23 protein-coding genes and 1 pseudogene are annotated in these 26,824 nt (G+C 66.2%); 19 read left to right on the top strand and 5 right to left on the bottom strand.

The window, feature by feature from the left end; genetic code table 11:
* The first annotated feature begins 104 nt into the window (after positions 1–104).
* Together Q8814_RS00315 and Q8814_RS00310 are read left to right on the top strand one after the other, a co-directional pair.
* Positions 105–1,022: an RNA polymerase sigma-70 factor gene (locus Q8814_RS00315; RefSeq protein WP_330149993.1), complete on the top strand. Its 918-nt coding sequence runs from the start codon at positions 105–107 to the stop codon at positions 1,020–1,022.
* Positions 1,023–1,122: 100 nt separating this feature from the next.
* Entirely contained in the window at positions 1,123–2,331 is a 1,209-nt protein-coding gene (locus tag Q8814_RS00310; RefSeq protein WP_330149992.1) for an NAD(P)/FAD-dependent oxidoreductase, read from the top strand.
* 46 nt (positions 2,332–2,377) lie between these two features.
* Here the strand turns inward: Q8814_RS00310 and Q8814_RS00305 are convergent, their stop codons facing one another.
* Entirely contained in the window at positions 2,378–3,247 is an 870-nt protein-coding gene (locus Q8814_RS00305; RefSeq protein ID WP_408015786.1) for an SGNH/GDSL hydrolase family protein, read from the bottom strand.
* Between the two features lie 188 nt (positions 3,248–3,435).
* Between Q8814_RS00305 and Q8814_RS00300 the strand changes: the two genes are divergently transcribed.
* Entirely contained in the window at positions 3,436–4,440 is a 1,005-nt protein-coding gene (locus Q8814_RS00300; protein WP_330149990.1) for an MBL fold metallo-hydrolase, read from the top strand.
* 11 nt (positions 4,441–4,451) lie between these two features.
* On the opposite strand, the gene Q8814_RS00295 is transcribed toward Q8814_RS00300, so the two are convergent.
* From Q8814_RS00295 to Q8814_RS00285, 3 genes are all read right to left on the bottom strand, one after another.
* A complete protein-coding gene (locus Q8814_RS00295; protein WP_330149989.1) occupies positions 4,452–5,111 on the bottom strand; it encodes a TerD family protein in 660 nt (219 codons plus the stop codon).
* 90 nt (positions 5,112–5,201) lie between these two features.
* Positions 5,202–6,287 (bottom strand): DUF475 domain-containing protein, encoded by a 1,086-nt coding sequence (locus Q8814_RS00290; RefSeq protein ID WP_330149988.1) that lies wholly within the window; start codon positions 6,285–6,287, stop codon positions 5,202–5,204.
* A 110-nt stretch (positions 6,288–6,397) separates the two neighbouring features.
* Complete coding sequence (locus Q8814_RS00285; protein WP_330149987.1) at positions 6,398–6,973, bottom strand: TerD family protein; 576 nt, start codon at positions 6,971–6,973, stop codon at positions 6,398–6,400.
* Between the two features lie 239 nt (positions 6,974–7,212).
* Between Q8814_RS00285 and Q8814_RS00280 the strand changes: the two are divergent.
* The 7 genes and pseudogenes from Q8814_RS00280 (at position 7,213) to Q8814_RS00250 (ending at position 15,563) form a co-directional block, all read left to right on the top strand.
* A pseudogene (locus Q8814_RS00280) lies at positions 7,213–8,334 on the top strand (hypothetical protein).
* Positions 8,335–8,363: 29 nt separating this feature from the next.
* Complete coding sequence (locus tag Q8814_RS00275) at positions 8,364–9,521, top strand: HpcH/HpaI aldolase/citrate lyase family protein (RefSeq protein ID WP_330150056.1); 1,158 nt, start codon at positions 8,364–8,366, stop codon at positions 9,519–9,521.
* Positions 9,518–10,816 (top strand): phosphoribosyltransferase family protein, encoded by a 1,299-nt coding sequence (locus tag Q8814_RS00270; RefSeq protein WP_330149986.1) that lies wholly within the window; start codon positions 9,518–9,520, stop codon positions 10,814–10,816. Before Q8814_RS00275 ends, Q8814_RS00270 begins: the two co-directional genes overlap by 4 nt.
* On the top strand, positions 10,813–11,919 hold the full coding sequence (locus Q8814_RS00265) for a cysteine protease StiP family protein (protein ID WP_330149985.1): 1,107 nt from the start codon (positions 10,813–10,815) through the stop codon (positions 11,917–11,919). Before Q8814_RS00270 ends, Q8814_RS00265 begins: the two co-directional genes overlap by 4 nt.
* Positions 11,920–11,975: 56 nt before the next feature.
* Positions 11,976–12,752, top strand: a complete 777-nt coding sequence (locus tag Q8814_RS00260) for an HAD family hydrolase (RefSeq protein ID WP_330150055.1) — start codon at positions 11,976–11,978, stop codon at positions 12,750–12,752.
* Between the two features lie 66 nt (positions 12,753–12,818).
* Positions 12,819–14,057, top strand: coding sequence for a TerD family protein (locus tag Q8814_RS00255; RefSeq protein ID WP_330149984.1), 1,239 nt, complete (start codon positions 12,819–12,821; stop codon positions 14,055–14,057).
* A gap of 6 nt (positions 14,058–14,063) precedes the next feature.
* The gene (locus tag Q8814_RS00250) at positions 14,064–15,563 is read left to right on the top strand and encodes a TerD family protein (protein WP_330149983.1); all 1,500 of its coding nucleotides are present in this window, start codon (positions 14,064–14,066) and stop codon (positions 15,561–15,563) included.
* Between the two features lie 14 nt (positions 15,564–15,577).
* Here the strand turns inward: Q8814_RS00250 and Q8814_RS00245 are convergent, their stop codons facing one another.
* Positions 15,578–17,383 carry a sigma-54-dependent Fis family transcriptional regulator gene (locus Q8814_RS00245; RefSeq protein ID WP_408015785.1) on the bottom strand — a complete coding sequence of 602 codons (1,806 nt, stop codon included), beginning with the start codon at positions 17,381–17,383 and terminating at the stop codon, positions 15,578–15,580.
* 185 nt (positions 17,384–17,568) lie between these two features.
* On the opposite strand from Q8814_RS00245, the gene Q8814_RS00240 reads away from it, so the two are divergent.
* From Q8814_RS00240 to Q8814_RS00200, 9 genes are all read left to right on the top strand, one after another.
* Entirely contained in the window at positions 17,569–19,197 is a 1,629-nt protein-coding gene (locus tag Q8814_RS00240) for an aromatic/alkene/methane monooxygenase hydroxylase/oxygenase subunit alpha (protein ID WP_330149982.1), read from the top strand.
* A gap of 83 nt (positions 19,198–19,280) precedes the next feature.
* Complete coding sequence (locus Q8814_RS00235; protein WP_330149981.1) at positions 19,281–20,324, top strand: FAD-binding oxidoreductase; 1,044 nt, start codon at positions 19,281–19,283, stop codon at positions 20,322–20,324.
* A gap of 29 nt (positions 20,325–20,353) precedes the next feature.
* A complete protein-coding gene (locus Q8814_RS00230; protein ID WP_330149980.1) occupies positions 20,354–21,460 on the top strand; it encodes an aromatic/alkene monooxygenase hydroxylase subunit beta in 1,107 nt (368 codons plus the stop codon).
* Positions 21,457–21,798, top strand: coding sequence for a propane 2-monooxygenase effector subunit MimD (gene mimD / locus Q8814_RS00225; RefSeq protein ID WP_330149979.1), 342 nt, complete (start codon positions 21,457–21,459; stop codon positions 21,796–21,798). Before Q8814_RS00230 ends, mimD begins: the two co-directional genes overlap by 4 nt.
* 47 nt (positions 21,799–21,845) lie before the next feature.
* On the top strand, positions 21,846–22,889 hold the full coding sequence (locus Q8814_RS00220) for an amidohydrolase family protein (protein ID WP_330149978.1): 1,044 nt from the start codon (positions 21,846–21,848) through the stop codon (positions 22,887–22,889).
* Positions 22,886–23,656 (top strand): iron-sulfur cluster assembly protein, encoded by a 771-nt coding sequence (locus Q8814_RS00215; RefSeq protein WP_330149977.1) that lies wholly within the window; start codon positions 22,886–22,888, stop codon positions 23,654–23,656. The genes Q8814_RS00220 and Q8814_RS00215 overlap by 4 nt, the downstream gene beginning before the upstream one ends.
* Complete coding sequence (locus tag Q8814_RS00210) at positions 23,653–24,678, top strand: NAD(P)-dependent alcohol dehydrogenase (protein ID WP_330149976.1); 1,026 nt, start codon at positions 23,653–23,655, stop codon at positions 24,676–24,678. Before Q8814_RS00215 ends, Q8814_RS00210 begins: the two co-directional genes overlap by 4 nt.
* Positions 24,679–24,711: 33 nt before the next feature.
* Positions 24,712–26,361 carry a chaperonin GroEL gene (groL, locus tag Q8814_RS00205; protein ID WP_330149975.1) on the top strand — a complete coding sequence of 550 codons (1,650 nt, stop codon included), beginning with the start codon at positions 24,712–24,714 and terminating at the stop codon, positions 26,359–26,361.
* A gap of 10 nt (positions 26,362–26,371) precedes the next feature.
* Positions 26,372–26,695 carry a putative quinol monooxygenase gene (locus Q8814_RS00200; RefSeq protein ID WP_330149974.1) on the top strand — a complete coding sequence of 108 codons (324 nt, stop codon included), beginning with the start codon at positions 26,372–26,374 and terminating at the stop codon, positions 26,693–26,695.
* The last annotated feature ends 129 nt before the right edge of the window (positions 26,696–26,824 follow it).

The raw sequence follows: 26,824 nt of genomic DNA, 5'->3' as shown, positions 1-26,824 counted from the left end.
AGCCGCCCGCAGGGCGTGCTCTTTCGAGAACTCCATCGATCCTCATTGCGTCGACCCCGGGTGGAGTGCTGTCATCGAAGGACGGGTCTTCGGGAGGGGCAGACGTGACCGGTGTCGAAGAGTTCGAGAACCTGCGCCCGCTGTTGTTCGCGATCGCCTACCGAATCCTCGGGAGCGCGACCGAAGCCGAGGACGCGGTCCAGGAAACCTGGGTGCGGTACGAAACCTCCGGCGCACGGCCGGATTCACCCAAGGCGTTCCTGTCCACTGTTGTCACCAGAGTGTCGATCAACGTCCTCGAATCCGCGCGCGCGCGGCGCGAACAGTACGTGGGTGAGTGGCTGCCGGAACCGATACTCGATGAGCCGTACGACGATCCGGCGCGCTCGGCAGAGTTGACCGAATCGGTTTCGATGGCGGCGCTCGTGCTACTCGAGCGACTCAGCCCGCTCGAGCGAGCCGTCTTCGTGCTGCGCGAGGCATTCGGTTTCGGGTTCGCGGAGATCGCCGAGATCGTCGACCGGTCGGAAGCGGCGTGCCGACAGCTCGCCGTGCGGGCACGTCGCCACGTCGACCGAGGCTCGGCTCGGTTCGACACCGATCCGCATACGCACGAACAGCTCACCGCACGGTTCCTCACCGCCTTCCAGGACGGCAACGTCGACGGCCTGCGCGAATTGCTGGCTGCCGACGTGCAGCTTGTCGCCGACGGTGGCGGTAAGACGCCCGCGATACGAAAGATTGTGCTCGGCAACGAGAAGGTGATGCGATTGCTCGCCTCGTACGTGTCGCCCATGGTTCGGCTCGGTATGGTGCTCGAACCTCACGACGTCAACCGGCACCCCGGCTTGATCGCGCGGGACGACAGCGGCGCCCTCGTGCAGATCATGACGTTCGACGTGGTCGACGGAAAGATCGGCACGATCCGAGTCGTGGTCAACCCTGACAAACTCGCCCACCTGGGACGAGTAGCGGATGTGCGCGCGCTCGCACAGCAGCTCCGCGACCTGCAGCGACCGTGAGACTTCGAGCCTGATTTCCTGCGGATGTCACAAACACTGTGGCTGCGTTGTCTTCGATTACGAGGGCTCTCGACAGAGCCACGAACGGATCGGAGAAATCATGTCGCACCCACGCACCCGTGTCATCGTCATCGGCGGTGGATACGCCGGAACCGTCGCAGCCAATCGCCTGAGCAGGAGGGCTGCGGTCACCGTGATCAATCCTCGACCGCACTTCGTCCAGCGGACCCGTCTCCACCAGTACGCGGTCGGAAACCACCATGCATCCGGTGACTATCGCAAACTTCTCGGGAAAGGAGCCGAACTGCTGGTCGATACCGCGACCCGCATCGAACCGGATACTCGCACCGTCCATCTCGAATCCGGCGGAACAGTCGAGTACGACTATCTGATCTATGCCGTCGGAAGCACCGCCACGAGACGGTTCACAGTGCCCGGCGTCGAGGAATTCGCGTTCCCGGTAGCGGAATTCGAACACGCCGAGCGTCTGAAGTACGCGCTGAGCAACCTCGATGCCGACGCCATGATCACAGTCGTCGGTGGTGGGTTCACCGGCCTCGAAACAGCCGGTGAACTGGCCGAACAAGGGCGTCGGGTCCGCCTGGTGTGCAGCGGTGCTGCCGGACCGACGCTCACCGAAAGAGCGCGCCGCGCAACGCACGAACGGTTGTCGTCCCTGCAGGTCGAGATTCTCGAGAACGCGCGGGTCACTCGGGTCGGACCGGACGGTCTCGCACTCGACGACGGCACCGTCCTCGAAAGTGCGATCACCGTCTGGACTGCCGGATTCGGCGTGCCCGAACTCGCTCGGTCGAGTGGGTTCAGCACGGATACACTCGGCCGGCTCCTCACCGACGAAACGCTGACCAGCATCGACGACGACCGTGTGATCGCCGCCGGTGATTGCGCGGCGCCGTCCGGGGATCCGGTGCGGATGGCATGCCAGTCCGCCCTTCCGTTGGGCCTCGCAGCGGCCGACACGGTTCTCAGCCGCATCGCCGGTGACGAACCCGCCGATCTCGACTTCGGGTTCAACGGCGTCGGTGTAAGCCTGGGGCGACGCTCGAGTGTCATCCAATTCCACGAGCGAGACGACACCCCGAAGGATCAGGTACATGCCGGCCGGATCGCTGCGGCAGTCAAGGATCTCGGGCTGAAAGCCGCAATGGCAGGTCTTCGCATGGAAGCCCTACGTCCGGGAATTGTCGGCTTCCCCAGAGGCGGCCGACATCCGTCGAATGCTGTGGCACGCACAGAACACCCCAGCGCCGCAGTCTCCACCGAGCAGCTCTCCGAGCGGAGCGTCTGATGCTCTGACGCCCACCGAATTCGGCCTCGACCGAAATGCGCAGGGCCTATCCTGCTGTGCGCCTGACCGTCTCCACCACCCGCTGCGCCATGTGCCGCATGCCCGCAGCGGTGGGGTGCAGCGCTTTCGCCAGCGAGAGCGACTGGCGCCCCTCGTACCAGCGCTGTTCGGACGGCGCACACGCATCGTGTCCTCGAGCACCGACCGTGACGTCGACGAACTCTGCTCCTGCCGTCGCGGCGGAGTCGGCCAGGACACGGTTCATCCGGGAGAAGAAGTCGGTGACAAACGCTGCGTCGGCGTCGCTGGTAGGGATGTTGGGCCAGCAACCCCTGTTGTCGTAGATACCACCGTGCCCGACGAGCAGGACCCGTGCGCGCGGGGCGCGTTGCGCGATGGCGGTGAGCGTCGCGGTGATCTTCGGCCCGAGCGCATCCAGTGCGGCATTCATGCGCGGCGTCGTATCCGGATCGGTGCGGCAGTGTGCGTCCTCGCCGGGGAGCTCGGTGTAGCACCGAGAGACGAGGCCGGACCATCCGAGGTCGTTGCCTCCGATGCTGAGAGTGATCAGGTCGGCGTCCGGCATGACGGAGTCGATCTGCGGAGGGACCGAGCCCGTCGGCGTGTGCTGCGGAACGGACGTCACATGTTCTGCGCGCGCACCGGTGCAGGCAACATTGACGAACGCCACCGCGCGGAGCGAACCCGCGACGATGTTCGGATATCCTGCGTCGGCGCGGGCGCATCCTCCCACCATGGCTGCCGCATCGAGGTAGGGTCCGGCCGCACGCGAATCACCCAGTGCGACATACCGAATTCCCTGCTCGCCGCCCGGGTCGCTCATCGCGGACACCGGCCACACCATGGATGCAGCTGCCACGCCGGCGACGATCCCGGCCCGCACTATCGTCTTCATTCCGACCGCCGACGGGCTTGTTATCACGACAGTGAGATCGATGCCGATCACAAGCACGTTACGAGGAGCGGGCAATAATTCGGGTATCGGACATCGGGAAACCGTGCAGCTCGAGATCCGACGCGTCTGCCGGTCGAGCGCTGCCTTCGCTACGCTCGACACGCACCCGTGATCGATGAGGGGACGACATGGCACAGACACCGGCTCAGGGCCTGACCCGCATCGGGGACGACGTCTGGGCTTTTCTGCGCCCCCGCGGTGGATGGCGCGAAGCCAACACCGGGCTCGTCGTCGCACCGGGTTCCGCGTCGCTCGTCGTGGACACGATGTGGGACGTCGCCTGGGCGCGACGCGTCGCGCAGGTTCAGCAACCTCTGGTGTCCCGGGCGCCGATCACCGAGGCGGTCAACACGCATTCCGACGGCGATCACTGGTGGGGCAACGACACGCTTCCGGCGACCGCGCGCATCACCACGAGCGCTGCCGCGCGCCAGGGTATGCGCGAAGATCTGCCACCTGCGGCCCTGACGGTGCTCGCCACCGCGGGTCAACTGCTGGGCCGGGTTCCCGGTCCGATCGGCAGAACCGGCGCCTACATGGCCCGGATCCCGGGCGATGCACGGTTCCCGCGTCGCCTGCCGCGGATGCCCGACCACACCTTCGACACCACCGAACGGCTCGTCGTCGGCGGCCGCCCGGTCGATCTGGAACGACTCGGTCCGGCGCACACGGCCGGCGACGTGATCGTCCATGTGCCCGACGCCGGTGTCGTGTTCTCGGGCGATCTGCTGTTCGTCGGGTCGACACCGGTCCTGTGGCACGGTCCGCTCGAGAACTGGACGGACGCACTCGATCGGCTCCTCGCCCTCGACGCCGACGTGTACGTGCCCGGGCACGGTCCGATGTGCGGGTCGGCCGAAATCCGAGAGGTGCGCGACTACTGGATGTGGCTCGACGCCGCGGCCCGACCCCATCATGCGCGGGGAACCCGGCCCCTCGACGCTGCGCGCGCGCTCGTGCGCAGCGCCGAGTTCGTACGGTTCCGGGACTGGCATGCCCCCGAGCGGATCGTGCTCAGCCTGAGCACGCTCTATCACGTGTGGGACGGCAACCCGCCCGGTCCACCGACCGTGGTCCGGCGTGCTCGCGCGTTCGCGGATGCCGAGGCGCTCCTCCGGGAGGGAACCGTCTGACTACGGCCGTTCTACTTGCGTCCGGCCTGCCACTGCATGCCCCATCCGTAGGCCTTGTCGAGATCGGACTGGCTGCCGTTGATGTATTCGACGAGACGCTCGACGGTGATGCCCTGCCCGGTGTTCTTCAGCATCGCGATGGCGCAGATGCGTGCGCCGCTGTTGGGCGAGTCGAGCCGCACCTCGATCTGCGGTCCCGACGGCGGGGTGAGGGTGACGACGCCGTCGACCTCGGCCCAGTTCGCGGCACCCTCGTAGATCATCGCGAAGATCAGGACCCGCTTGATCAACTCGGGGCGCTCGAGGTTGATGTGCATGTTCTCGCCGCCCTGGGCGGAGCCGGTGCGATCGTCACCGTCGAGGTGGATGTACGGCGGTGTGTTCAGGGCTCCGAAGCTGTTACCGAGCGCCTGGATGACGCCCTTCGAGCCGTCGGCGAGTTCGAACAGGCACCCCAGGTCGAGGTCGACGCCCCCGGCCGCACCCGCGAGCTTGGCGAGGAAACCCTTCTTCTGCTGTCCGCGCGACCAGTTGAGGTTGACGCGGGTGACGCCCTGACCGGAGCCGCCCTTGCTGAGACTGACGCTGGGTGATTCCTTGGTGAGGCTGATCTTGCTCAGGTTGACGCCGCCCGAATTCTGCTCGGGCTTCTTGTTGTAATCGATGGCCATGGTGGTCCTTTCGGTAGGAACGACGGGCGGATACGACGATGGGAGCCGCCGGCCCGATACAGGTCGAAGGCTCCCATCGATTCCCGTCTGTCAGACGGACACTTCCGCCGCGCTTTGCTTGCGGTTGCGGTAGACGCTCGAGGCGAACGCCGCACCGATCAGGACGATGCCGACCAGGCCGGTGATGAGCTCGGGAACGTGTGTGCCGATCGAGTACAGCAGGATCAGCGCGAGCGCTCCGATTGCCCAGTGCGCGCCGTGCTCGAGATAGACGTACTCGTTGAGCGTGCCCTTCCGGACCAGGAAAATGGTCAGCGAACGGACGAACATGGCGCCGATGAAGCCGAGGCCCAAGGCGATGATGATCGGATCGGACGTGATCGCGAACGCGCCGATGACACCGTCGAACGAGAACGATGCGTCGAGCACTTCGAGGTAGAGGAACAGGAAGAAGCCGGCCTTACCCGTGGCCTTGGCGAGACCCGAAGGCCCACCGCTGGGCTCCTCGCCCTCCTCGGGGATGTGGAACATCTCGCCGAGACCGTTGACGGCGATGTAGGTGATCATGCCGAGGGCACCGGCGATCATCACGGTCGACACCTCGTCGTCGGGTGCGATGACCGTGGCCGTGATGAGGAGCAGAGCGATCGCAATGACGACCTCGAGCTGGTCGAGCTTCCCGGCCTTCGCCAGCGGACGTTCGAGCCACTGCAGCCACTTGATCTCGCGCTCTTCCAGGATGAAGTGCAGGAACAGCATCAGCAGGAACATACCGCCGAACCCGGCGATCTGCGGGTGAGCGTCGGTGATCAGCGTTTCGTAGCTCGGATCGCCGTTGGGGAAGTACGCCGCGCCGTCCGGCGGCGGGTTGAGCGCCAGGTCGAGCGCGGCAATCGGGCCGAGACCCGACGCGATCCACACGATGGCGAGCGGGAACACGAGGCGCATGCCGAAGACGGCGATGAGGATGCCGACGGTGAGGAAGATCTTCTGCCAGAAGTCGCTCATCCGCTGCAGCACGGTCGCGTTGATGACCGCGTTGTCGAACGAGAGCGACACCTCGAGGATGCCGAGGATTACGCACAGGAGCAGGGCCTCCGGGCCGCCATACAGGAAGGCGACCACCAGAGAAACGACGGTGACGGCGAAGGACGCACCGAATATTCGCAGAACCACGAAGCGTGGCCTTTCTTCTCGGAGTCAGGGCGATGCAGGGTGGTTACTGCAATTCGAAAATGCTGAGGATCCGGTCCCGGCGCGAGGGCCGGGACCGGATCTCGGCGGTGCTAGACGTTGACGCCGTAGTCGCGGGCGATGCCCGCCAGACCGGACGCGTAGCCCTGACCGATCGCACGGAACTTCCACTCCGCGCCGTTGCGGTAGAGCTCGCCGAAGACCATGGCGGTCTCGGTCGAGGCATCCTCGCTCAGGTCGTAGCGGGCCAGCTCGGTGCCGTTGGCGCGGTCGACGACGCGGATGTATGCGTTGCGGACCTGGCCGAACGACTGGCTGCGGGTCTCGCCCTCGTAGATCGACACGGGGAAGAAGATGGAATCGATGTTGGCCGGGACGGCGGCCAGGTCGACGTTGATGACCTCGTCGTCGCCTTCGCCCTCACCGGTGCGGTTGTCGCCGGCGTGCTCGATGGAGCCGTCGGGCGACTTCGTATTGTTGAAGAAGACGAAATGCTGGTCGGAAACGACCTTCTTGTCGGCGCCGGTCGCGATCGCGCTGGCGTCGAGGTCGAAGTCGGTGCCGGTGGTGGTGCGCACGTCCCAGCCGAGGCCGACGGCGACGGCGGTCAGGTTCGGCGCTTCCTTCGTGAGGGAAACGTTTCCGCCCTTGGTCAAGCTGACGCCCATGCGGGGTCCTTTCGATCGTCGTTCGGTCGGCGTACCGAGGGGTACGCCCGGTTTTGCGCGTGTCACCCCACAGTAATAGGTGAGCGTGCACTGCGCCCCCATCCACTGTGCCCGGTCTCGCCCCGGCGACGGTGCCGCCGCGACCAGTACCATTCGGTCTTGTGGCGAGCCGATGGACGCGCCGCCTCTTCGGCGGCGAGCGCACCGAAGATCCCGCGGCCCGTCGTGCGCACGATTCGATGGTGGCTGCGTTCCTCGACATGGATCGACGCCAGTCGGTTGCCGAGGCGGGTGTCGCCGAATCGCACGAGCTGATGCCCTAACGAAACCTGCTCCGACAGTGGGAACCGATTCGGCAGACGTGCTACCGCGCGGCCGAGGGTTACCTGCTGCTCGCGCACACCGAGCCCGAGCAGGAACTCGCCCCGGCAGCGGCGTACGAGCAAGCTATTCTTCAGATCGCCGATGCGACAAGAACACTCGACGAATTCTACGAGAACAATCGTGCGTATCTCGAGCACGCGACCGCGCTCGCCCGGACCGCACCGCAGCTCGCACACCGTGTTCGGGCCGACGCGCAGGTCGCTCTCGAAGCCCTGCAGGCTCCCGACCACGCGGGGTTCGCGCAGTACCCGTCGGTGCGCTCGGCCGTCGACGAGGTCGACGCCGCGCTGCGCGCGCTCGACGCCGCGCACGGCACCGGCGCCGTCCGCGCGGGAGCCCACCGACTGGAGGACGCAACGAAGGCCCTGCGCACGGCGCTTGCCGGGGCGCCCGGACGGCAGACCGAAGCGCGCAACACCGTGGCTTCGGTCACTACCCGGCTGAATGCGGTCCGCACTCGCGCCGCGGGTCTCCGGCCGGCGTTCTCGTCGTTGCTGCGCGAGTTCAACGCCGCCAGCTCCGCGGACCTGTCGGGCAACGAACAGCAGGCCACAGCCCTGCTCGAACGCGCGGAGAAGCGGCTCGACGACGCACGGCAGGCGGTAGCCGATGCACGGCCCGAGCCGGCGCTCGAGCTCGCCACCGAGATACGCGCAGAGCTCGCCGCGGCCGAAGAACTGGTCGATGCGGTCACTGATCGACTAGCGACTTTGCGCGCCGTCCGAGAGAATCCTGGGGCCAAGGTCGACGAGGTCCGGTTCCGCTTGCGTGATGCACAGCAGCTCGCGGTGCAGCGTGGCCTGACCGCAGAATGGGGTTCGGTCCTCGACGCGCAGCTGGAGCGGATCGAGCGGGCCGTCGAGGCGCTCACCGGGGTTCACCCGGACTATTGGGCCTACGTCCGGGACCTGGACGCAGTATCGAGTTTTATCGCCGGAGTGGTGCAACGAATGAGAGGACGGTCAAACGACGGATGACAGGGGCGACCTTCACCGACGCGCGCACGATGCGCCACTTCTGCCAGCTGGAGCAGTCCGTGCTGAACAGACTGTTCCTGCGCGTTCCGCAACCGTTCGGTGACGCCGACCACCGCGACCGGCTCGCCGTCGCGCTGGGCGCCACGCTGTACGTACCGGCGACACGTTCCGACCTGACCGCGACGATCATGCGCCGCGCCGGCGAAGGAGTGATGTCGATGGTCCTCGACCTCGAGGACGCCGTCGCCGACGACGAGGTCGAGAAGGGCCTGCGCAACGCGGTCGCCACCCTCGACGAACTCGCCGCCCGTGGCGCCGCTCCCATGTTGCTGTTCATCCGCGTCCGCACGGCCGACGGCATCGACCGCATCGCGTCCGTGCTCGGTGCCGGAGTGCAGGTGCTCACCGGGTTCGTGCTGCCCAAGTTCACCGCCGACTCCGGTCGCGGATTCCTCGACGCGGTCTCCGGAGCCTCCGAGCGACTCGGCAAGACCCTGTATGCGATGCCGGTCATCGAATCCACCTCGGTGGTGCACCGGGAAACCCGCGACGACGAACTGCGGGCCATCTCGCAGTTGCTCGCCGAGCACCGGCCTCGTGTGCTGGCGGTGCGGATCGGCGCCACCGACATGTGCGGGGCGTTCGGTATCCGCCGCGACCGCGACCTGACCATCTACGACGTGCGGGTGATCGTCGACGTGATCGCCGACATCGTCAACTATCTCGGCCGCACGGACGGCACCGGGTTCGTCATCACCGGTCCGGTGTGGGAGTACTTCGCCGACCACGAACGGATGTTCCGGCCGATGCTGCGCGCCACCCCCTTCGCCGAGCACGACGCGGTGCTGTTCCGGCAGCAGCTCGTCAGCCGCGACCTCGACGGACTGCTGCGCGAGATCGCGCTGGACCGCGCCAACGGCATCCAGGGCAAGACCGTCATTCATCCGTCGCACGTCGCCGCCGTACATGCCCTGTCCGCGGTCACGCACGAGGAATTCCACGACGCCGTCGACATTCTCGATACCGACACCGGCGGGGTGCAGGCCTCCGGCTACGGCAACAAGATGAACGAACGCCGGCCGCACCGTACCTGGGCGCAGCAAACCCTGCTGCGCGCGTCCGTGTTCGGCGTCACCAACAAGGGAGTCACATTCGTGGACCTGCTGACAGCACTGGTGGACCGGTGACCAATGCTCTGCAGCCCTTCTGGGCCACACAGGAATTCGGTCTGGCTCTGCACCACGACAGCTCGTCGACGGGGTACGCGGTACCCGAGCTGATCGAGCCCGGTCTGCGCCGCAACCCGCGGCGCGCGCACCTGCTGGTCTCGACGGTGCTCGGCAAGCACCTGCCCACCGACCCGTCTGTCGTGCTGGCCGCGGGCACTCGGCTCGGCGGTCTCGTCACCGATTCTCTCGGCGCAGCCGCAACCCGCGCCGTGGTGCTCGGCTTCGCGGAGACCGCAACAGGACTCGGGCACTGCGTGGCCGACAGCATCGCCGCCGCGTGTTACCTGCACTCCACACGGCGGCACGTACCCGGCGCCGACGTCTTCGCCGGGTTCGAAGAGGGTCACTCCCACGCCACCTCGCACCTGCTGCAGCCGACATCGCCCGCCCTGTTCGCGAATACCGCCCCGCTGGTGCTCGTGGACGACGAGATCTCCACGGGCGCCACCGCGATCGACGCGATCCGGGCACTGCATCGGCAACAGCCCCGCGCGCACTACGTCGTCGCGTCGCTCGTGGACATGCGCTCGGACGAGCACCGGCGGCTCACCGACGCCGCAGCCGCCGAACTCGGGGTCCGGATCGACCACGTGAGTCTGGCGAGCGGGCGGACCGACGCGCCCGCGGACCTGACCGCACGTGTCACCGCGCTCCCCGCACCGAACCTCAATCCCGTTGCGGTGCAGCGTGGAACGTCACGCTTTGTGGCGCTGCCCTGGCCCGGGGACGTTCCGGACGGTGGCCGGCACGGCGTGCTGCGCACCGATGTCGCGGACTTCGATACCGCGATCGAGGCGGCTGCCGATGTGCTAGCCGCCGCGCGCGAGCACGCCCGGCCGGCGATCGTGATCGGCCACGAAGAGCTGATGTATCTGCCGTTGCGACTCGCGAACGCGCTCACCTCCCGCGGAACACCGACGCGGTTCCAGACCACGACCCGATCACCGGCGTACGTACACGATGTTCCCGGCTACCCCCTCCGGCGCGGATTCACCTTCCCGGCACCGGAACAGGTCGCTCCCGACCTCGAAGACGAGGCACCCCGCTTCCTGTACAACGCGCGGTGGCCGGAGGAAAACACAGTGCGTCCCGAGCTGATCCTGGTGATCGACAGTCCGGCCGACACCGACCGGTTGCGTGCCCCAGGCGGTGTGCTCGACGTCCTCACCGCCGCGGGCGAGGACGTCCTCGTCGCGGTCGTGCCCTCCACGGATCCGGTTGTACTGCGCAAGTCCAGAGAGGATCGAGCATGACCACGCCGCTGACCGGACCCACCTTCGGGTCGTACGCCCCCGACGAGGTGACCTGGCTCCTCAAGGACCTCTCCCATGTCGACCTCGAGGGCGACATCGCCGCACGCGAGGCCAGAATCCAATCGGGTCTGGCGCACTACGCCGAATCCCTTCCGGTCGAATATCAGCCCGACGCCGCATACCGGGAACTGTTCGACAAGGCGCTCGCCTCCACCTCGACCCGGCTCGCGCAGGCCGTCGGCACCGTCACCGAGCTGCTGCTCGCCGAACGCGGCACCGACCTCACGCTCGTGTCGCTGGCGCGGGCCGGTACCCCGATCGGCATTCTCATCCGACGCTGGGCGCAGCACCATCACGGCCTGGACCTGCCGCACTACGCGGTCTCGATCGTCCGGGGACGCGGAATCGACAGTGCCGCGCTCGACTACATCACCACCCACCACGACCCGAGGACGGTCGTGTTCGTCGACGGGTGGACCGGAAAGGGTGCCATCGCGCGTGAACTGTCGGCGGCGCTCGCCGAGTACACCGCCGCCGGAGGCCCGGTGCTCTCCGACGACCTCGCGGTGCTCGCCGACCCGGGGCACTGCGTGCGCACCTTCGGCACACGCGACGACTTCCTCATCGCCTCCGCGTGCCTGAACTCCACCGTCTCGGGCCTGGTGTCGCGCACGGTGCTCAACGACGAACTCATCGCGCCCGGCGAGTTCCACGGCGCCAAGTTCTACGGCGAACTGGCAGACGACGACGTCTCGGGCACGCTCCTCGATACCGTGACCGCCGAGTTCGACGGCCGGGACCTGGCGTCCGCACGCGCCCACGCCATCCGCGACTCCGACCGCACCCCCACGTGGGCGGGGTGGGAATCGGTCGAGAAGATCCGCCTCCGCTACGGCATTTCCAGTGTCAACTTCGTCAAGCCGGGCGTCGGGGAAACCACGCGCGTGTTGCTGCGCCGCGTGCCGTGGAAGGTACTCGTGCGCGACGTCCACGCCGACGAACACGCCCACATCCGGATGCTGGCCGCGGCGCGGAACGTGCCCGTCGAGGAAGTTCCCGACCTCGCCTATTCCTGCATGGGCCTGATCAAGGATCTACCGTGAGCACCGCACTGATCGCCACCGACCTCGACCGCACCCTGATCTACTCCCGGGGCTCCATGGTCGGAAATCAATTCGACACAAGCACTCTCGTGTGCGTCGAATACTACGAGGGCGCGCCGCTGTCGTACGTCACCGACGCTGCCGCGGGACGGTTGCGCGAGCTCGCCGCCGACCTGACGATCGTGCCGACCACCACCCGCACGCCGGACCAGTTCCGCCGGATCGACCTGCCGGGCGGCCCGTGGCCCTACGCGATCGCCAGCAACGGTGGCGCGATCCTCGTCGACGGAGAGCCCGACACGCGGTGGCGCAGCGCCGTCGATGCCGCGGTGCGGGCCGGCGGAGCGAGCCTCGACGACATCACAGCAGAACTGCACCGACGAGTTTCCGAAGACTGGGTCCACAAGTTCCGCATCGCCGACGACCTGTTCTGCTACCTCGTCGTCGACGTCGCCGCGCAACCGGCCGGCTTCCTCGACGAATGGCACGCATGGTGCCGCGAACGCGGATGGGGCGCGTCGCAGCAGGGCCGCAAGATCTACACGATGCCCGATTGCGTGTGCAAGAGCCGCGCGGTCGCGGAGGTGCACCGCCGGCTGTCCGACGAGGGTCTCCTCGCACCGGATGCGCCGGTGTTCGCGGCAGGCGACGGGGCGCTCGACGCCGAGATGCTCAAGGCGGCCGACGCCGCGATCCGCCCACGCCACGGCGAACTGGAACTGCTGGACTGGCAGCACCCGACGGTCACCGTGACCGCGGAAGCGGGAGTGGCCGCCGGCGAGGAGATCCTCGCGTGGTTCGCCGACTCCGCGCGGCTCCCGGTGGGCTCGTAGCGGCAGGTTCGTAGAGTAGAGGCCAGTACCCGACCGACCCGGTCTCGACACAGTGAGGACTCTCCGTTGTCCACTCCGCTCGCCAAGGGCCAGAACGGCCCCGTCACCGTCACCGATGTCGTCGTCTCGCTCGAACTGACCACGCCCGCCGATCTGTCGGCCCTGCTGGTCACGGCCGACGGCAAAGTACGGTCCGATGCCGACTTCGTGTTCTTCAACCAGCCCACCGGCCCGGGTGTGCGTCTCGTGCCCGGCACGCAGGGGCAGGCCGCCGCGCTGGCCGTGTCGCTGAACGAAGTGCCGGCGGACATCGAGCAGGTGCGCGCGGTGATCACTCTCGACGACGCGTCGAGCAACTTCGGTCGCTTCGCACCGCCCACGGCTCGGGTGTCGGATACGAGCGGCAATGTGCTCTACGAGTACCGGGTCGAGGGACTGAGCAGCGAATCCATCGTGATCGCGCTCGAGCTGTACCGGCGACAGGGCGCGTGGAAGGTGCGTGCCGTGGGGCAGGGATACGCGGGCGGTTTCGCCGCGCTCGTGACCGATCACGGTGTGTCGGTGGACGATGCGCCGGCCGCGGCCGCCGTCCCGGCTGCCGAGCCGCCCGTGCCACCGAACCCTATTGCGCAGCCTGTGCCGCCCCGGCCCGCGACTCCGCCCGCACAACCGGTCGCAACGCCGCCGGCCGCTCCCGCCGGACCCCCCGAGGTCAGTCTCACCAAGAATCGGCCCGTCAGCCTCGTCAAGGGACAGAAGGTGACGCTGCGCAAGGACGGCGGCGTCGCACTGACCTTCCTGCGAATGGGTCTCGGCTGGGATCCGATCGAGAAGCGAGGCCTGTTCGGCAACCGGTCCGCCGACATCGACCTCGACGCGTCGGCAGTGCTGTTCGCCGATCAGAACATCATCGACGTGGCCTACTACGGCCAGCTGACGTCGAAGGACGGATCGGTTCGGCACCAGGGCGACAACCTCACCGGTGAGGGCGCGGGCGACGACGAGGTCGTGCTCGTCGACCTCACGCGCATTCCTCCGCACGTGAACACGGTGATGTTCATCGTCACTTCGTACAAGGGCCACACGTTCGAGCAGGTGAAGAACGCCTTCTGCCGGCTCGTCGACGGCACCACCGACGGCGAGCTCGCCCGGTACACCCTGCAGGGCGGCATGCCGTTCACCGGCATGGTCATGGCGAAGGTCTACCGCGCGGGTGGCGAATGGAAGCTGCAGGCGGTCGGCGAGGGCATCCAGGCCAAGCACCCGGGTGAGGCGGCACCGCAGCTGGGCCGGTTCCTCGGGTAACAACCTGTGACAAAAGAATTTTCGGCGGGGCAGAATGCTCCGCTGACAACGAACACGGTCCGTTTCACCGCGACCGCCTCGGCACCGTTGGATGTCTGTGCGCTGGTCGTGGACAAACGGTGGCGGATCGGATCGTCCGACGACGTGGTGTTCTTCAATCAGACTCGGACGCAGGGTGTCCGGCTCGACGGTGACTGTGTCGTCGTCGAGCTGGACACCGTCCGGCCGGGCGCGACGGTGGTGTGCGGGGCCGGTTCGGATCGAGCGGTGCCGATCTCGACCACGCTCACCGACGCCGACGGGTCGGTCCTTGCGACGTTCGTCGTGACACCCCGGCATGCAGAAACCGCGTTGCTGTGCTGGGAACTGTACCGCCACAACAACATATGGAAGATCCGGGCGCTCGGGCAAGGCTACGCGGGTGGCCTGGCCGAGCTGTTCACCGCGCACGGCGTCGACCTCGACGACGAGCCCGCACCCACACCGGCCGCCCCCGCACTGACCGGAACGGAGCTCGCGCCGTCGTGCGAACTGATGTGGCGGATCTTCGAAGACGCCTCCCGGTCGGCCGCGGCGTACGTTGCTGCCCACGAGTACGCGCAGCATCGACTCGACGAGGAGTTGTCCGCCGCCGTCGCCGACCCTGCGTCCCGCATCGGTCCCGGCGCGGAATCTGCTCGTGCACAAGCACATCGACGCTGCAATGATCTCGTCGAGGCCGCCGAAGCCCGGCATCTCAGCGACAGCGCCGCGCTGACCGGGGAACTACACGCGGTCGATGCGGTACTCCCGGCCTCCATGGCGTCGTGGGAGTCGGTCGCGTGGCAGCGTGCGGCGAATCCGGCGGACGGCGTGCGCGTCGGCGAGCTGTGGGCCCCCGATCGCGGACCGCTGCGGGTACCGCTGTGCGTACCGCTGCCGCTGGAGCAGCCACTGTGGATCGAAGATGAAGACACCGCCGCGACGGCAATCGTCACTGCCCTGGTGCTGCGACTGCTGTGCGCGCGCCCCGGCACCCGACTCGACCTCGTCGACCCGGCCGGTGCACTGGTCGAACTGAGCACGCTCGCGAAGCCCATGCTGGCCGGGCCGCCGATACACGCGATCGCCGGTGTCGCGCCGAAGCTGAAGGGTTTGGCCGAAGCCGCCGACCTCACTGATCTGGCCGTGTCCGCCGGTACGGACACCGGTGCGCCCGAGCCGCGCGTGCTCGTACTTGCCGGGGTACCGCACGGCTACAGCGGTGAAGATCTGCTGCACGTGGTGCAGCTCGCCCGATTCGCTGCGGCCCGGCATGTTTCGATCGTGATCACCGGGACCTCCGACACCGTAGTGGACAACCCCGCCTACCGGCTACTCCACGATGCGGCACAGCACCTTCCGGCCACCGGAGACGGTCATCTGGCCGATCCCTGGACGAAGACCGACTGGCTTTTCGTCGCCGACACCGCACCCGTCGATATCGGAATGCTCCAGCGGGTCGTCGCGGGGCTCGTTGCGCGCTGATCGCGCGGCCGGACTCAGAACACGATGCCGAACTCGCGGATCTTGCGGTAGATCGTCGCCCGGGACATCCCCAACGCCTTCGCCGCTGCAGCCTTGTCCCCGTCGTGCAGCGCAAGCGCGTCGACGACGGCGTCGCGCTCGAGCGCTTCGAGCTGGGTGAGGGTGCGGCGGGTCGTCGCGCGGCACTCGGCCGGCAGGTCCTGGGGTTCGATCACCCCGGACCGTCGGTGACGGCCGACCTCGTCGAGGACGCTGCGCAGGTGTGCGACGTTTCCGCGCCACGACAACCGCATCAGCTGATTGCACGCGGCTGTCGACATCGTGAGGTCGGCGGCGCCGGCTCTGTCGAGCAGATGCCGCACCAGTTCGGGGATGTCCTCGAGGTGGTGCCGGAGCGGTGGCACGCTGATCGTCTTCGGGAACAACCGCAGCAGCGGGTGGGTGTCCGGAACTCCCTGCGACACGTGCGTCGTCAACGCAACCCATGGCTCGTCCGACGGCGAATCGAGACGAACGGTATGCAGCAGTTCGCTCAGTACGGTGAGGTCGCCGTCGCTCAACACGTGTGCGTGAAGCACCACCAGATCGGATCCGGCGTCGAGGGTGTTCGAAACCTGGTCGAGCAGCTCGGTTCCGGTGAGCACCGCCGCATCGAGCACGCTCACGTCGTGGCCGCCGCGCACCGAGACGTGGGCCGCGCGGAGCAATGTCGTCTTGCCGACGCCGGGTTCACCGTCGAGCACAAGCCATTCGCGTCGAGTGCAGACATCGACGATGCTGCGCACCGTGTGCTTCCACTGTGCGCTCGAGCCGGCGACGGACTGCAGCGCGGGCAGCCGGTCACGGCCGAGGGCCCGGGCCCGCTCGACCTGTTCCTTGATGCGCACGATCCCACCGGCAAGGGTGTCGGCGACAAAGATCGGCTGGTACGAGAGCCGAGCGGTGATTCCGCTCGGCAGGTCGGCGAGCGTCGTGAACGCTTCGGTACGCCCGCGAGCGTCGCGGGTGCGGTCGATGATGGCGGCCTGGTCGCGTGAGTCGAATTTCTGCTGGGTAGAGGTATTCATCATCAGGACCTCGTCGCCGATGGCGATGACCGGCCGACCCGAATGCCTGCACGCAATGTGGTAATCGTGCAGGAGAGCTCGATCCAATTCGTTGGTTTCGTCGAGGATGCGCTCTCTGATACGCGTGGCGGCGAGCTTGGCGAACGAGAGCAGGAGCGCGTTGGTGTTGTCTGCCAGGGTGGTCAGATCGACGACACCCAGAACCGCCCCCGTGACGGGATGTGTCACCAGAGCCCCTGCGCAGGAGAATTTCTTCAGCGGTCCGTTGTAGTGCTCCTCGCCGCGGATCAACAGGGGCGCACCCACTTCGAGTGCGGTCCCGATACCGTTGGTGCCCACTTGCGACTCCGCGTAGCGGAAGCCGGGCGCGAGGTCCACGCGGTCGAGCGCCGAGACCAGGCTGCGGTCGCCGGCGTAGCGGTGGAGCACGGTGCCGTTGGCGTCGGTGAGGATCAGCGCCACCGGTTCGTTCTCGATCTCGGCCGCCATCTCGTCCAGGACGTGCCGGGCCGCGCGAGTGAGCACAGTGTCCGCGGGGACCTGGTCGACGAAGTCGGCGCTGGGCCGGTCGATGTCGACGTTGGCTTCTCTCGACCGCAGCCACGACACGCGCAGCCAGTTGCGGACACGGCGACCGTCCAGAATCCGCGAGGTCGAGCCGGGCAAGGACAGGGACCCGGGCGCGGGCAAGGACCCACGGGCGCTGCCGGTGGACGTGTGGTCCGGGGAAGTGCTCCGGTTGTGTGCACTCACCAAGGATCTCCGTTTGTCGAGTTGTCGCTCTGCGGGATCTTACGACTGCAAATCTAACCATTCTGCGTGTGACTCACGTCTCACATTGAGACAGATTGTGTGTACGTCGCGGGGTTGTATCTGGATCCACACCCGATCTTCGACGGCCGGTACACCCGCCGGCTCCCGATCCAGGAGGCGTCACATTGAGTAGGCAGAGTCTGACCAAGGCACACGCGAAGATCACCGAGTTGTCGTGGGAACCGACGTTCGCGACCCCGGCCACCCGATTCGGCACCGACTACACGTTCGAGAAGGCCCCGAAGAAGGATCCTCTCAAGCAGATCATGCGGTCGTATTTCCCCATGGAGGAGGAGAAGGACAACCGCGTGTTCGGCGCGATGGACGGCGCCATCCGCGGCAACATGTTTCGCCAGGTCCAGCAGCGCTGGCTGGAATGGCAGAAGCTCTTCCTGTCGATCATCCCGTTTCCCGAGATCTCGGCGGCACGCGCGATGCCGATGGCGATCGACGCCGTACCCAACCCCGAGATCCACAACGGACTCGCGGTGCAGATGATCGACGAGGTTCGTCACTCCACGATCCAGATGAACCTCAAGAAGCTGTACATGAACAACTACATCGACCCGGCCGGGTTCGACATCACCGAGAAGGCGTTCTCGAACAACTACGCGGGCACGATCGGCCGGCAGTTCGGTGAAGGGTTCATCACCGGTGACGCGATCACCGCCGCGAACATCTATCTGACGGTTGTCGCGGAGACGGCCTTCACGAACACGCTGTTCGTCGCGATGCCGGACGAAGCCGCCGCGAACGGCGACTATCTGCTGCCGACGGTGTTCCACTCGGTGCAGTCCGACGAGTCCCGGCACATCTCCAACGGCTATTCGATCCTGCTCATGGCCCTCGCGGACGAACGGAACCGCCCGCTGCTCGAACGGGACCTGCGGTACGCATGGTGGAACAACCACTGCGTCGTGGACGCCGCGATCGGCACGTTCATCGAGTACGGCACGAAGGACCGTCGTAAGGACCGCGAGAGCTACGCCGAGATGTGGCGGCGGTGGATCTACGACGATTACTACCGCAGCTACCTGCTTCCCCTCGAGAAGTACGGCCTGACCATTCCCCACGACCTCGTCGAGGAGGCATGGAAGCGCATCACCGAGAAGGGCTACGTGCACGAGGTCGCGCGGTTCTTCGCAACCGGCTGGCCTGTGAACTACTGGCGGATCGATGCGATGACCGACGCGGACTTCGAATGGTTCGAGGAGAAGTACCCGGGCTGGTATTCGAAGTTCGGCAAGTGGTGGGAGAACTACAACCGTCTCGCCTACCCGGGCCGGAACAAGCCCATCGCGTTCGAGGAAGTCGGATACCAGTATCCGCACCGCTGCTGGACGTGCATGGTGCCCGCCCTGATCCGGGAGGACATGGTGGTCGAAAAGGTCGACGGTCAGTGGCGCACCTACTGCTCGGAGCCCTGCTACTGGACCGACGCGGTCGCCTTCCGCGGCGAGTACGAGGGCCGGGAGACTCCGAACATGGGTCGGCTCACCGGGTTCCGCGAGTGGGAGACACTGCACCACGACAAGGACCTCGCCGACATCGTGCAGGACCTCGGGTATGTGCGCGACGACGGCAAGACCCTCATCGGCCAGCCGCATCTCGACCTGGACCCGAAGAAGATGTGGACCCTCGACGACGTGCGGGGCAACACCTTCCGGAGTCCGAACGTGCTGCTGAACCAGATGTCCGACGAAGAGCGTGCCGCGCACATCGCGGAGTACCGCGCCGGCGCGACGCCGCTCTGATCCCGGCTCGGTGGGCGGCGCCGACGAAAAGCGGCGCCGCCCACCGCTTCAGCACATTGACTTTCTCGAGCTCAGGAGGACTCGTGGCCGACATCCACCGTATCCACTTCGAACCGGTCGACATCGAGATGGACGTCGGCGAGGACGAGAAGATCCTCGACGCCGCCTTCCGTCAGGGCATCCACCTGATGCACGGTTGCCGCGAAGGTCAGTGCTCGGCCTGCAAGTCGTACATCCTCGACGGCGACATCCAGATGGAGCGCTATTCGACATTCGCCTGCAACGACTCCGAAGTCGACGAAGGCTACGTGCTGCTGTGCCGGGCACACGCCTTCAGCGACTGCACGATCGAGCTGCTCAACTTCGACGAGGGCGAGCTGCTCGGCGGCGTGCCGATTCAGAATGTACGGACGACGGTGACAGCGATCGAGCCTGTCACCCACGACATCGTGTCGCTGCGACTGCAGGCCGGCGAACCCGGCACGTTCGAGTTCAAGCCCGGCCAGTACGCCGATCTCACGATCCCGGGGACCGATGAGCACCGGTCGTTCTCGATGGCCACGACACCGTCGACACCGGACGGGGTGGAGTTTCTCATCAAGAAATATCCGGGCGGCGAGTTCTCAGGCCTGCTCGACAGCGGAATCGCAGTAGGCGACGACATCGCGCTCACCGGCCCGTACGGATCGTTCACCCTCAAGGAGGGTCACGTTCTTCCCGTCGTCTGCATCGGGGGTGGCGCCGGCATGGCCCCCATCCTGTCCCTGCTCCGGCACATGAACGAGACAGGCAGCACCCGCCCCGTGCGGTTCTACTACGGCGCCCGCACACCGGCAGACCTCTTCTACCTCGACGAGATCGCCGAACTGGGAAAGAACCTGCGGGACTTCGTATTCGTGCCGTGCCTGTCCGAGTCTGCGGGACCGGCGCAGACGGAGTCGTCCGACGTCGAGGAAGGCATGGTCACCGACGTCGTGGACCGTCGTGAGGCAGACCTGCACCGGTGCGAGGTGTACCTGTGCGGTCCACCGCCGATGGTCGATGCCGCACTCGGGCTGCTCGACACCAGAGCCGTCCCGAAAGACCAGGTCTTCTACGACAAGTTCACCAGCCCCACCTTCGAGTGATTCGTCCCGACCGACAGGAGCACCCAGACATGACCGCAACCGCCGAGCCTGCGCGTCGCAGTTTCCCCAAGATCGAGTTCACCGACGCGGAGGCAGGAGCCCTCGAGTTCCCGAGTTCGAAGAGCCGCACCTACAACTACTACAAGCCGGCAAAACTGCGGGCGACGACGTACGAGGACGTCACGGTCGACGTCCAGCCCGATCCCGACCGGCATCTGTCCCAGGGCTGGATCTACGGCTTCGGCAACGGACCGGGTGGATATCCGAAGGAGTGGACAACCGCGAAATCGTCCGACTGGCACATCTTCCGCGATCCCAACGAGGAATGGGACCAGACGATCTACCGCAACAACGCGGCGGTCGTGCGTCAGGTGGATCTGTGCCTGAAGAACGCGAAGCGCGCGCGGGCCTACGACGGGTGGAATACGCCGTGGCTGAAGTTCATCGAACGGAACCTCGGCGCATGGATGCACGCCGAGAACGGACTCGCGCTGCACGTGTTCACGTCGATTCAGCGTTCCGGACCCACAAACATGATCAACACCGCGGTCGCGGTCAACGCGGCGCACAAGTTGCGGTTCGCGCAGGATCTTGCCCTGTTCAACCTCGATCTCGCCGAATCGGGCGCCGCCTTCGACGGTGCGGCGCACAAGGAGGTGTGGCAGGCGGCACCCGAGTGGCAGCCCACCCGCGAGGTGGTCGAGCGGCTGACCGCGGTTCCGGACTGGTGCGAACTGCTCTTTGCCACCAACATCGTCTTCGAGCAGCTCGTCGGGTCGCTGTTCCGCAGCGAGCTGATCATGCAGATCTCGGCCCGTAACGGTGACTACATCACTCCGACGATCGTGGGCACGGGCGAACACGACTACGACCGCGACCTCGCCTACACCCGCAATCTGTTCCAGATGCTCACACGCGACGAGGAGCACGGCGAGACCAACAAGGCGCTGTTCGCCACGTGGCTCGAGACCTGGGTGCCGCGGTGCCTCGGCGCGGCCCGCGCCCTGCAGCCGATCTGGTCGCAGCCGGCCGACAAGGCCGTCACGTTCGCGTCGAGCCTCGACGCTGCCGAGGACAAGTTCCGTGCCCTGCTCGAGGAGATCGGGCTCGATTCACCGAAGGAGTTGGACCAGTGAGCATGAATTTCGGATCCGCGACCGAGTTCTCCAACAAGTGCGGCGTCACGTTGATGAACACACCGATCGGCCGTGTCGTGGCAGACGTCATGGGCGCCAAGGACGGCGTGGAATTGACGGAGTATCCGTCGATGATCCGCGTCGACGGTGTGCGCCTGCTCGAATTCGACTACGACGAACTCACCGACGCCCTCGGTTCCGAGTTCGACGGATCGGTGTTCGAGGAGATCAGCTCCACGCACTACGGCCGCATGGTGCACCTCGACGACAAGACGATGCTCTTCGCCAGCCCCGAAGACGCAGCGGAGTACATCGGTTTCGATCTCACCGCGCACTAGCCCGGCGCACCCCCTCCTGCAGTTCCCGACGACCGAACGAGGCACAGATGTACCAAAAAGACGGACAGCAGTTCTTCATCGTCGACTCACACGTTCACATCTGGGACGCACGCGAATCGAACCAGAAGAACATCCACGGAAAGCAGTTCATCGACTGTTTCTACGACTACCACAAGAACCTGAGCCCCGAGAGCGAGGTATGGGACTACGACCTGTACACCTACTACGGCAGCGAGCGGTTCATGAAGGACCTGTTCGTCGACGGGTACGTGGACCACGCCATCTTCCAGGCGACGCTCCTGAGCGACTTCTACCACGACGGTTTCGGTCGCACGGAGGAGTCGTTCGGGCTGGCGCAGCAGCACCCCGACAAGCTGACCTACAACCACGCGTACGACCCGCGGCACGAAGAGGCCGGCCTCGAGCAGTTGCGACGCGACGCGGAGCGGATGAACCTGAAGGGCGTCAAGTTGTACACGGCCGAATGGTTCGGTGATTCACGCGGTTACAAGCTCGACGACAAGTGGTCCCGGCGCTACCTCGAGGAATGCCTCGAATTGGGCATCGAGAACATTCACGTGCACAAGGGTCCCACGATCCGCCCGCTGGATCGTGACGCCTTCGACGTGGCCGACGTCGACAAGGTCGCGACCGACTACACGGATCTCAAGTTCGTCGTCGAACACGTCGGCCTGCCGCGCCTGGAGGACTTCTGCTGGATCGCCACGCAGGAATCCAACGTGTACGGCGGTCTCGCCGTGGCGATTCCGTTCATCCATACGCGTCCGCGCTACTTCGCGCAGATCATGGGTGAGCTGCTCTACTGGATCGGTGAGGACAAGATCCTGTTCTCGAGCGACTACGCCCTGTGGACACCGCGGTGGCTGATCGAGAAGTTCGTGGACTTCCAGATCCCGGAGGACATGACCGAGTACGCGCCGATCACCATCGAACAGAAGAAGAAGATCCTCGGGCTCAATGCCGCGGCGCTGTACGACATCGACGTTCCGNAGGAACTGCGGCTCGACGAACCCGCGGGACAGAGCGGAGTCGAGGTCGCTGCGGGAGCGAAGGAGGCAGTGTCCTCATGACAGCGGTCGACGTTTCCGTGGACGAGGTCATGGCGGCCCTCGCAACGGTCGTCGACCCCGAACTCGACGAGCCGATCACCGACCTGGGCTTCGTCCGGTCGGTGATCCTCGACGACGAGGGGCTGACGGTACATCTGCGTCTGCCGACCGCGTTCTGTTCACCGAACTTCGCGTACCTCATGGCGTCCGACGCGCAGGATGCGTTGCGCCTGGTGTCCGAATCCACTTGCGTGCGGATACTTCTCGACGATCACCACGACAGCGACAAGATCAATGCCGGGTTGGCCGCGGATGCCGGTTACCGGGGCACGTTCGGTGTCGAGGCGCAGGACAGCCTCGACGAACTCCGCGCCGTCTTCCGCCGCAAGGCGCATGCCGCCGCGATGGAACGGGCGGTCGAGGTGCTGCTGAAACGAACATCGCTCGAGGTCGACGGGATCTTCGCGCTGACCCTCAGCGATCTGCCGGCCGGCAAGGAGAAGACGGCACTGCTGCGCCGGCGGATCGGCAACGGATTGAGCATCTGCCCGGCCAGCCGGGTTCTGGTCGACGACGACGGTAAACCCGTTCCCCGCGAACAGGTTCCGATGCGTCTTCGGTTCGCCAAATCGGTGCGTATTTCGATGGAAGGCAACTCCCATTTCTGCCGCGGATTGCTGGCCACGAGATACGGTGACAGTGACACAGAGGGCACCGGCGGCGAAGTCGCGACACCCCGGATCATCGACGCACGAACAACTTCCGCACTCGTCAGGAGGGTTTCATGAAGGCTGTTCAGGTGGTTGGTTACCACACCAAGCTGCAACTCACCGAGATTCCGGAGCCCGAGATCACCGGCTCGCTCGACGTGATCGTACGGATCGGCGGGGCCGGAGTGTGCCGCACGGATATCCACATCCTCGAAGGCCAGTGGGAAGAGAAGAGCGGCGTCGAACTTCCGTACACGATCGGGCACGAGAACGCCGGATGGGTCCACGCGGTGGGGGATGCGGTGACCAACGTCGCCGTGGGAGACAAGGTGATCCTGCATCCGCTGATCACTTGCGGACAGTGTCGCGCATGCCGGTTCGGTGACGACGTGCACTGCGAGAACAGCGCGTTTCCGGGCATCGACACCAACGGCGGCTACGCCGAATACCTCCGCACCACCGCGCGCAGCGTCGTCCGCATCGACGACTCCCTCGAACCGGCGGACGTCGCCGCGCTGGCCGATGCCGGCCTCACCGCGTATCACGCGGTGGCGAAGGCGGCCAAGGTACTTCGTCCCGGGGACACCTGCGTGATGATCGGCGCGGGCGGACTCGGGCACATCGGAATCCAGGTTCTGAAGGCGATTTCCGGAGCATCGTTGATCGTCGTCGATCGCAATCCGGCCGCGGTCGAACTGGCTGCGCAGATCGGCGCCGACCACGCGATCGTCGCCGACGGCACCCATGTGCAGCAGGTGCTCGACCTGACCGGCGGCCACGGCGCGGAAGCCGTCGTCGATTTCGTCGGGGAAGGGGGCGCCACCAAGGAGGGCGTGGCGATGCTGCGCCGCGCCGGCAACTACTTCGTCGTCGGATACGGCGAGAACATCGATATTCCCACCATCGATGTGGTCTCCACCGAGATCAACTTCATCGGCAACCTCGTCGGCTCGTACAACGACCTGCAAGAGCTGATGGTTCTGGCCGCGCAGGGAAAGGTCATGCTCCACACCACCAAGTACCCGCTCGATCAGTTCCAGCAGGCGATCGACGATCTCGACGCCGGTCGCGTCCGCGGCCGCGCCATTCTCGTTCCCTGAACCGCACCGTCATTCCACGAGAGGACTCACACCATGGCAAAAGACCTGCGGTTCAACCAGGAGGCGCGCTTGCTCCTCGAGTACGGCGTCAATGCACTGGCCGATGCGGTGAAGGTGACGTTGGGCCCCAAGGGACGCAACGCGGTGCTCGAAAAGCTCACCGGTCCGCCCACCATCACCAACGACGGTGTGACCATTGCGCGGGAGATCCAGCTCCGCGACCCGTTCGCGAACATGGGTGCCCAGTTGGTCAAGGAAGTCGCGATGAAGACCAACGGCTCGGTCGGTGACGGCACCACCACCGCCACCGTGCTCGCGCAGGCGATGGTGCGTGAAGGACTGCGCGCCGTGGATGCCGGCGCCAACCCCATGCGAGTACGGCGAGGTATCGAACGCACCGTGCCCGTCGTCGTCGACGCGGTGCGCCGCCACGCCGTGAAGATCGAGAACCGGCGCGACCTGCAGCGCATCGCTACTCTCGCCGCGAGCGACGACGATGTCATCGGTGAAGTGATCGCCGACGCCGTCACCCACGTCGGTCGCTCGGGCATCGTCACCACCGAGGAATCGGACACACTCGGCATGTCGGTGGACATCGTCGACGGCATCGAATTCGGCCACGGATACATCTCCGGGTACATGGTCACCGACTTCGAACGTATGGAATCGGTGCACGAGAACCCGGTGGTACTGCTCACCAACAAGAAGATCTCGCAGGTGCAGGACATCATGCCGAGTATCGAGGCGGCGAAACGCGCCGACCGGCCGCTCGTCGTATTCGCCGAAGATGTGGACGGGCCGGCGTTGCAGCTGCTCGTGGGCGGCAACATGCACAAGACCATGCAGTCCGTGGTGGTGCGGGCACCCGGATTCGGACACCGGCGGGTCGCCGAACTCCAGGACCTCGCGATCGCCCTCGGCGGGCACGTCATCGCGAAGGACACCGGCGTCGAACTGTCCGAAGTCACGCGCGAGCATCTCGGGTCGTGCGACCGCGTCACCGTCACCGAGAACGACACGACGATCGTCGGTGGACACGGTGACGAAAAGTTGCTCGACGCACGGATCGGGCAGCTCGAGACCCAGCTCGGGCGGGCACGGCTGGATGCCGATCAGGACAGCCTCCGGATGCGTCTCGCGCGGCTCACCGGCCGGGTCGCGGTGATCAAGGTGGGCGGCGCCACCAGTGTCGAGCTCAAGGAACGCATGCTGCGCGTCGAGGACGCCCTCGCCGCGACGCGCGCTGCACTCGAGGACGGCGTCGTCGCCGGTGGCGGCACCGCACTGGGCCAGGCGCACCGGGCGCTGGCCGAACTCGACCTGCCCGGCGACGAAGGCGTCGGACGCGACGTGGTGCGCCGCGCACTGGCCGAGCCGCTGCGCTGGATCGCGATCAACGCCGGATTCGAAGGCGAGGACGTGGTAGAGGTCGTGGAAGGTCTGCCGCTCGGTCACGGGTTCAACGCACTCACCGGCAAGTACGGCGACATGTTCGACGAGGGCGTGATCGATCCGTTCAAGGTCACCCGTGCGGCCCTCGAAAGCGCCGCGTCGATCGCTGCCCTGCTCATCACGACGGAAACCGCGATCGTCGAAGAGGTGCTGGGTAATCCGGGGGCGATCCCGGCCCCCGGATTCGGCGATCTGGCCGAAGGCATGGTTCGTCCCTCCAACATCTACTGAGCGAGGAACAATGATCTTCATCGTGGTGAGATTCAAGGTGCGTCCCGAGTATCAGGACGAATGGCTTTCTACCACCAAGGCATTCACCGAAGCCACTCGCGCCGAACCGGGCAATCTCTGGTTCGATTGGTCACGCAACGTGGAGGATCCGTCCGAATTCGTTCTGGTGGAAGCATTCCGGGACGGCGACGCGGGCGCCGCGCATGTCGGCTCCGATCATTTCCGCAAGGGGCTCGACGCGATGCGCCCTGCACTGGCCGAAACCCCGCGCATCCTGAACACCGAGATGCCGGGCGTCGAGTGGGCGCGGATGGGCGAGCTGCAGATCGACTGACCGTCGGCCCGAGCGGGAGGTGGCGTGCGACGTTCCATGCGGACTCGCCGCGCCTCCCGCTCGTTATTGCAACGAATTACATAGGTTTCTCCTAACCCTGTGTGCGGCCTCAGGTCTTTGTGGCTGCCG

This window comes from Rhodococcus chondri (assembly GCF_036327435.1).
GTDB classification, from domain to species: Bacteria; Actinomycetota; Actinomycetes; order Mycobacteriales; family Mycobacteriaceae; genus Rhodococcus; species Rhodococcus chondri.
The sequence above is the reverse complement of the archived record's forward strand: the minus strand, read 5'-3'. Positions and strand labels throughout refer to the sequence as shown.